The 7,666-nt window shown below is 47.0% G+C and carries 4 protein-coding genes and 2 pseudogenes; 4 read left to right on the top strand and 2 right to left on the bottom strand.

All coding sequences use genetic code 11. The features are described from left to right. The first annotated feature begins 11 nt into the window (after window positions 1–11). From ompP to OQV04_RS22515, 4 genes and pseudogenes are all read left to right on the top strand, one after another. Window positions 12–961, top strand: a pseudogene (gene ompP, locus OQV04_RS22530) (omptin family outer membrane protease OmpP). 92 nt (window positions 962–1,053) lie between these two features. After that, entirely contained in the window at window positions 1,054–2,553 is a 1,500-nt protein-coding gene (locus tag OQV04_RS22525) for an alpha/beta hydrolase (RefSeq protein ID WP_063073405.1), read from the top strand. Window positions 2,554–3,054: 501 nt separating this feature from the next. After that, window positions 3,055–3,189, top strand: a pseudogene (locus OQV04_RS22520) (serine/threonine protein kinase); the annotation flags it as partial. A 120-nt stretch (window positions 3,190–3,309) separates the two neighbouring features. Beyond that, entirely contained in the window at window positions 3,310–4,050 is a 741-nt protein-coding gene (locus tag OQV04_RS22515) for a tyrosine-type recombinase/integrase (protein WP_001066942.1), read from the top strand. Between the two features lie 284 nt (window positions 4,051–4,334). Here the strand turns inward: OQV04_RS22515 and OQV04_RS22510 are convergent, their stop codons facing one another. Together OQV04_RS22510 and OQV04_RS22505 are read right to left on the bottom strand one after the other, a co-directional pair. Further along, window positions 4,335–5,312 (bottom strand): RepB family plasmid replication initiator protein, encoded by a 978-nt coding sequence (locus tag OQV04_RS22510; protein WP_000361612.1) that lies wholly within the window; start codon window positions 5,310–5,312, stop codon window positions 4,335–4,337. A 1,174-nt stretch (window positions 5,313–6,486) separates the two neighbouring features. Beyond that, on the bottom strand, window positions 6,487–7,128 hold the full coding sequence (locus OQV04_RS22505) for a hypothetical protein (protein WP_089533208.1): 642 nt from the start codon (window positions 7,126–7,128) through the stop codon (window positions 6,487–6,489). Window positions 7,129–7,666: the final 538 nt, after the last annotated feature.

Here is a 7,666-nt window from a genome sequence, read left to right as displayed (position 1 = left end):
GAGTCATTGTTATGCAAACTAAGCTTCTGGCAATTATTCTTGCAGCACCTGTGGTATTCAGTTCTCAGGAAGCTTCTGCTTCTGATTTCTTCGGCCCGGAGAAAATAAGTACAGAGATTAATTTAGGTACACTGAGTGGCAAAACAAAAGAACGGGTTTATGAGCCTGAAGAAGGTGGACGTAAAGTCAGCCAACTGGACTGGAAATACAGTAACGCCGCCATTCTTAAAGGCGCCGTTAACTGGGAGCTGAATCCATGGTTATCTGTTGGTGCAGCTGGCTGGACCACTCTCAATAGTCGGGGGGGGGGGATATGGTTGATCAGGACTGGATGGATTCCGGGACTCCCGGAACATGGACAGATGAAAGCAGGCATCCTGATACACGTCTTAATTATGCCAACGAATTTGATTTGAACGTTAAAGGCTGGTTTTTAAAAGAATCTGATTATCGCCTTGCTATTATGGCAGGTTATCAGGAAAGCCGTTACAGTTTTAATGCTACAGGAGGAACTTATATTTACAGTGAGAATGGTGGTTTCCGGAATGAAACGGGAGCGTTACCTGATAAAATAAAAGTGATTGGTTATAAACAACATTTTAAAATTCCTTATGTCGGTCTGACAGGAAACTACCGTTACGATAATTTTGAGTTTGGTGGTGCATTTAAATACAGCGGGTGGGTCAGGGGATCTGATAATGATGAGCATTATGTAAGACAAACTACATTCCGAAGCAAAGTAATAAACCAGAATTACTATTCTGTTGCAGTTAATGCCGGTTACTATATTACCCCAGAGGCAAAAGTGTACATCGAGGGTGTATGGAGTCGTCTCACAAATAAAAAAGGGGATACATCTCTTTACGACCGTAGTGATAATACTTCGGAGCATAATAATAACGGGGCTGGAATTGAAAATTACAACTTCATTACGACGGCCGGCCTGAAGTACACGTTTTAACAACTTTAACTGTCATCATCCCCGGTGAGAATTATACCGCCGGGGATTCTGTCTGTTGGTCAGGGTAATAATTTACCAATGCAGGAGATGCAATGCGTGTGATAATGAAGCCTTTAAGAAGGACTTTAGTATTCTTTATCTTTTCTGTTTTTCTTTGCGGAACTGTGTCTGCCAGACAGATCGAGTGGCAATCCTGTATGACCAGCCCATACAGTGACTGGTTTGGTACAGAAAGCTCTTCACCTGAGTTGTTATGCGGATATCTATCTGTACCGCTAAAATATACCGACACAGGTGAGGATGTGTCAGATGAAAATATACCACTTGTCAGACTGGCGATGACAAAGTTGCCGGCAAAAAGTAAACGTAAAGGGAGTATTATTATAATAAGTGGCGGACCTGGATTACCCGGAATTAATCCTTATATCAATTTTGACTGGCCGGTCACCAATCTTCGGGAATCATGGGACATTATCGGTTTTGATCCACGAGGTGTCGGTCAGTCCTTTCCTGCCATAAACTGCCAGCAACCCAATCAAGAAAGATTGGTGAATGTAAGTGAAAAGCAACTAATTTTACAGAAAATTAATGCCTGTATCCATAATACAGGAGCTGAAGTCATTCGCCATATTGGATCTCATGAGGCTGTATATGATATTGAACGCATCAGACAAGCTCTGGGAGATAAACAACTGACAGCTGTAGCATATTCATACGGTACACAGATTGCAGCCTTATATGCCGAACGCTTTCCATCCAGTATCAGATCTATAGTTTTTGACGGTGTCGTTGATATTGATGATTTAAATGATAATTTTTCATGGAAACTCAGGCAGGCCCACAGTTATCAGGAAACGTTTGATCGTTTTGCTGCATGGTGTGCCAGGACAAAAAGTTGTCCACTTTCTTCAGACAGGAATCAGGCAATACATCAGTTCCATCAGCTTTTATTAAAATTACATAATTCTCCTTTAACAGACAGCAGGGGGGAAAGTATATCTTCAGATGATCTCATATCATTAACGACAGAGCTTCTGTTATGGCGCTCATCATGGCCAACACTTGCAACGGCCGTACGTCAGTTCTCTCAGGGTATTGTCAGCAATGAAATTGAAACTGCACTTAATTCTTCCATAGCATCGGAAAAAGTCAGTGATGCTCTGGGTGTAATATTATGTGTTGATCAGAGTGATGAACAATTATCACAGGAACAACGAAAATCGCGAAAAAAAGCCCTTGCTGACGCATTTCCGGCCGTTGATTTTGAGAGGGAACAGTCCGATTTACCTGAATTTTGTGAATTATGGCCAATTCATCGCGATCTGCAACAGACACGCCTGAAGAATACTGTTTTACCATCCGGTTTACTGTTTGTGGCACACAAATATGATCCGACAACTCCCTGGATAAATGCCCGTAAAATGGCAGATAAATTTTCAGCTCCGTTACTGACTATTAACGGTGACGGGCATACGCTGGCGCTAGCTGGCTCTAATTTATGTGTGGATGAGGCTGTTGTTCGTCACCTCCTGTTTCCGGGGAAATCTGAAGATATAACGTGTCAGGGAAGTGGTACCGGAGACACTAACTGATATTAAATAAAATATTACTCCCGACATTAAATAACATCAGTGCTTTGATGTCAGGGCCTGCTAACCCTCTTTTGATATCAGTTGAGCGCAGGAAACGCCAGTTCAGAGGGGACAGGACTTAGGATAAATAAGAGAGTGGCAATCATGAGTAAGATTCATGTACATGCAGGTTACGGAAAGAGGATATCAGGCAATGAATAAGGCACTAATATAATATCATATCTCAGACTTGATACATTTTAGTTACATATATTTTCTTATTTTATGCGGAAAATGCTATATGGAAATGTAGTAATTATATACATCTTATCGAAAGTGATTTTCTGCATAATCATTATTATGATTTATATTAATCATGGGCAGGATTGCATATAAATCAGTCATTATGCTGAGTCTGCAACCTTCCTGTGTAAAGTCAAACTGTCAGGGGGACGGTGACGTCCCGGGCCAGAATACACGTGGTGCACCTTCTCCCTTTCTGTTCCCTTTCTCTGTTTTCTCCGATCCCATTCATCCTGGCATTACCCCAATTCTCCCAAAAACGGCAAACCAGCCATCAGCCCGCGCCACGACTGGCTTAAGACGGGATCCCTGCGGCAAAATGCGCCTTTACGTATTTGGTTTTACCCGCAATAATGTGTGATAAGCAAACAAAAGGATCCGCGTGCTGCGATTTATTGTCGTGGAAGGATCCGGGCGTTCAGGTCAGAATACCTGTATCCATAAACAGTGCGTGTGCTACGTGAAAAATAACTCATGAACAATGTCATTCCCCTGCAGAATTCACCAGAACGCGTCTCCCTGTTACCCATTGCGCCGGGGGTGGATTTTGCAACAGCGCTCTCCCTGAGAAGAATGGCCACTTCCACGGGGGCCACACCGGCCTACCTGCTGGCCCCGGAAGTGAGTGCCCTTCTTTTCTATATGCCGGATCAGCGTCACCATATGCTGTTCGCCACCCTCTGGAATACCGGAATGCGTATTGGCGAAGCCCGGATGCTGACACCGGAATCATTTGACCTGGATGGAGTAAGACCGTTTGTGCGGATCCTGTCCGAAAAAGTGCGTGCGCGACGCGGACGCCCGCCAAAAGATGAAGTGCGCCTGGTTCCGCTGACAGATATAAGCTATGTCAGGCAGATGGAAAGCTGGATGATCACCACCCGGCCCCGTCGTCGTGAACCATTATGGGCCGTGACCGACGAAACCATGCGCAACTGGCTGAAGCAGGCTGTCAGACGGGCCGAAGCTGACGGGGTACACTTTTCGATTCCGGTCACACCACACACCTTCCGGCACAGCTATATCATGCACATGCTCTATCACCGCCAGCCCCGGAAAGTCATTCAGGCACTGGCTGGTCACAGGGATCCACGTTCGATGGAGGTTTATACGCGGGTGTTTGCACTGGATATGGCTGCCACGCTGGCAGTGCCTTTCACAGGTGACGGGCGGGATGCTGCGGAGATCCTGCGTACACTGCCTCCCCTGAGGTGACGGCATACGCGCTTCCTTATATAAGCTGTGGTCAGCAGAACAGACATAACATAAGCTGGAGCATGTATATAAGCTGTAGTGAGTAAGTCATGTTTTATGAAGGGAGCAATGCCTCAGCATCAGGTTACGGGATCACTTACGTAAGGGACAGGCAGATGGCAGCTCAGCTACAGACAGTACTGCAGGAAACAGAATATAAACTGCAGTGAGCAGAGCACTCACTGCACCGGTTAATATAAGCTGTAGTCAGTAAAGGGGCGTTCTTCACTGACTACAGTTTATGTTCAGCGGGATTTGAAGAGTTTTTCCAGGTCATCCAGCGTGATGCCCAGTTTTTCAAGCAGGGCAAGTTTCTCCGCCATCTCCGGACTGACTTTTTCCGCAGGTGAAGGTGGCAACGGATTTTCCTTACTCTCATCATTCGGCGCTTTTAACCGGGGACGCCGGTAGTGAATACAGAAGAGTTTTGTTCGCCCCCGCTGGATCTCCGTGTAATCAAGATATCCAATCTCGCGTAACTGCTCCATTGCCCGTCTGACCGTCTGGTTCTGGGAAAATACCGGAGACTTCAGATTGAGGCGTGCACGCAGCCGCGCCAGCGATATCGGTGCCGGATCCCGGGGCAGGCTCTCTATAAAGGTGTAGAGTGCCTGGGCGGACTCCCGTCGCTTCAGGGCATTAATCGCCTTAAGCTGGAGAAGGACTTTTCTGTCAAACTGGTACAGTTCAAACAGGCGGGGATCAGCCTGTAACTGAACAATATCCCGCTCAGTATCGTAGTAGGCTGACTGTACCAGATGGGTGATGTATTCCCGGGTGTGCTTCTCATCGGTGCGGGAAAAGGAGATCACGGTACCGGCAATGCGTTTCAGGGAAGGGCTGATGCGCTCACGCAGCCTGCGTGATGACTGGCTTGAGGGTATACCACACAGTTTTGCAAACTCGACAAAAGGCAGTTCAACTTTGTCACCAATCACGTTATGGCGGGCAAAGGAATGAATGATCCCCACCCAGGTCTTGAAATCGTTATCCATATCCAGCCGGGGGCCGGTGATCTCAACCTTATCGAATCCTTCTGCACGGGCCAGGGAAAGACGCGTCAGTTCTTCCGTGGCATCGGTGCGTGACAGAGTATTTTTTTTACTGTTCTTCAGTGACTTAAGGGTCGGTACAAAGACGCCCAGACGCATCAGCGCCACAGGTTGTACGGTGTTGTTATTGTTTGGTGTCAGTGTCACCAGCTCACCGGACGACTTATCCACCTCGCCGAACAGTTTTTTGATGTCTGAATTTTCGTTTTCCAGAAAGCCTCCTGCCTGTGGACAGTAAAAGAATAAACAGCAAATCGTGTGTCAGAGCCCCGCTAACTGACTGAAGAAAAACCTGCAGTCTGTATTTAACAACAGAGTCTGGCGTACTGACCATAGTTTATGTCATTAGCTTACTTCAGTATATGCATTACTGAATACAGCTTATCATTAGCATATTACAGTTTATCAGTAACATGCCACAGCTTATGTGATCGTGGTCCCGGCCCATGAGTAACAAGGTTTGTAGCGATATGGGGATCTTTAATGGATCCTTTATTGATCATTCATGGATCTATTTACTGGATCGGGCCTCTGGATATGTGGATAAATCATTCCGGAAAAACAGCATACACTACCGATTATGAAGGCTTCAGGGCGTACCTGCTCACTGTAACTACAGATATATTGCGCTTCCTCGCCGGTTCGCGGGCTTCGCCCGGTCACCGGTCTGCGGCGAGCACTGTTTTTTCTGAAGTCTGTCTTTACAGGTAATTTTTGACGGAATCTGCCGTACTTCCTGAGCGTACAGTCATATCCGAAATACACTTCATATGTTTGTCTCAACGCCAGAGGCGCATGCAGACTGGCTCCATGAATATCCTGACAACTGGCATCACTTAATTTATCGACAGTCTTAAGACTAATCGTCAGAATCCTGATAATTGACGTTTCAGGTCCAGAGAAGTGCAGACGTTGCAACCAGTCAGCTGTGCCTGTGTCGGAGCTGATATCCGTGATGAAGCAAACCAAAGAGCTGTAGCATCAGTTGGGCAAAACGAGCTACTGTAAAAAGCCGTTGGGCCGACAAAATAAGTGAATATCGTATATGCCTTTGTTGCCGGAGGATGACAGAATAAACCCTGTCAGTTATTGACTCTGGATCTTACGAGCCCAACTGTATGCCATAAGCTGTCGGTCGAAAGAGTGACAGGATCCTGATGACAGGCACTGCTGCGCAGACACCGGTCATGGATGTAACGGAAATACCAGCTGAACCGCAGGTCTTCCAGTCGGGGACACAGAGTACAGGGCTGGAGCTTGTGGATACGTATCTCTGGATCTTCAAACACTTTATGGAAGGAAAGGAGTTAACCAGATCCCTTGCCTGCCAGGTTTATATCAAGCCCTATAGCGACAGGATGGACAGTGTCACCTTCCAGTCAGTAGCTAAACGATCTAAGGTGTTCCTGGACAAACTGCAGGAGCCAACGTCTGAAATGATAAATAAGCGAGGGAATACCTGGTGCTGGAAGAGTTGAGATGACTGGCACATTGGTATAAATCTTGCCGTTATTCTGATCAGCTTGTAACATTCTGTAATGATCACCATTGGCTGGCGATTTTTCTGTTCAGTAATGTAATTAACCTTATCTGATGCGCTGGCCACTATTCCATCAGCTGTACTGATGGCAGGCTCCCTGTTGAGGTCTGCCGCGAGCTGTCCGCCGGACTCAACGGGCTCTGCCACAATCCGGTTATGATAGCCTGGAAACTGATCAAGGGTCAGGTCGATATAGTCCCTGGCAGGGGCGGCAATGACGTGGCCGTATCTGCCAGGACCATTATCCCACTGCATACCGACAATACAGGAGTACAGGTTGCTGCCGTCTTCCGTCAGATAATCAGTCAGCGTCTGGCTGGCCAGCTCGCTGCAACCGGCCGGGAAATCCTTCAGGTGATCATACCCGGCGGTGAGAGAAGCCTCACAGGAAGTCAGCTCCAGAGCATGTCGGAAGGCCTGCAGGCGGGTCCAGGTGTCCGCATTCACTTTTTCACCTTCCCGTCATGACGGGCCAGGGACTGAAGTTTACGGACGTCCTCCCGGGATCCTTTCAGCTCAGCTTTCGTATCCAGCAGCTGCGCCGCCAGCGGTCTTTTTCCCGGGAGCCGACTTTCCTGGCACATATTCTTTTCGCAGTTATCCCCAGAATCTGTGGATAACTGTTGCTCCTCTTTTGAGAGAGAAGGCTTTACTCACCGCCTGAATGCGGCAGATATGTCTGGACGATATATCTGCATACGCCGGTACTGCTTCGTCAGATTGCACGGCAGGTGAATTGCCGGGCTGGTACCATACCATATTTGCGCCGAACCCGTCCGGGGCGGTGCCGATAACAGATGTTAAATGATTGGTCGTTTTTACATCTGTAAAAGCAACAGGGCCCCATGATTATATCATGGGGCCCTGTTACTCTGATTCTTCGCAATAGATTGCTCTGAATCAGATGCGCCTTCTCCATTAGACTAACAGTTCTATATTATTTTACCATCTTTAAATGTGTAAGAGTTTTCTGTTTTTTATTGGT

The organism is Escherichia sp. Lx600-2 (assembly GCF_036662595.1).
In the GTDB taxonomy this organism is placed as follows: Bacteria; Pseudomonadota; Gammaproteobacteria; order Enterobacterales; family Enterobacteriaceae; genus Escherichia; species Escherichia coli.
Note: the sequence above shows the minus strand (reverse complement) of the source record. Positions and strands in the feature narration are given on the sequence as shown.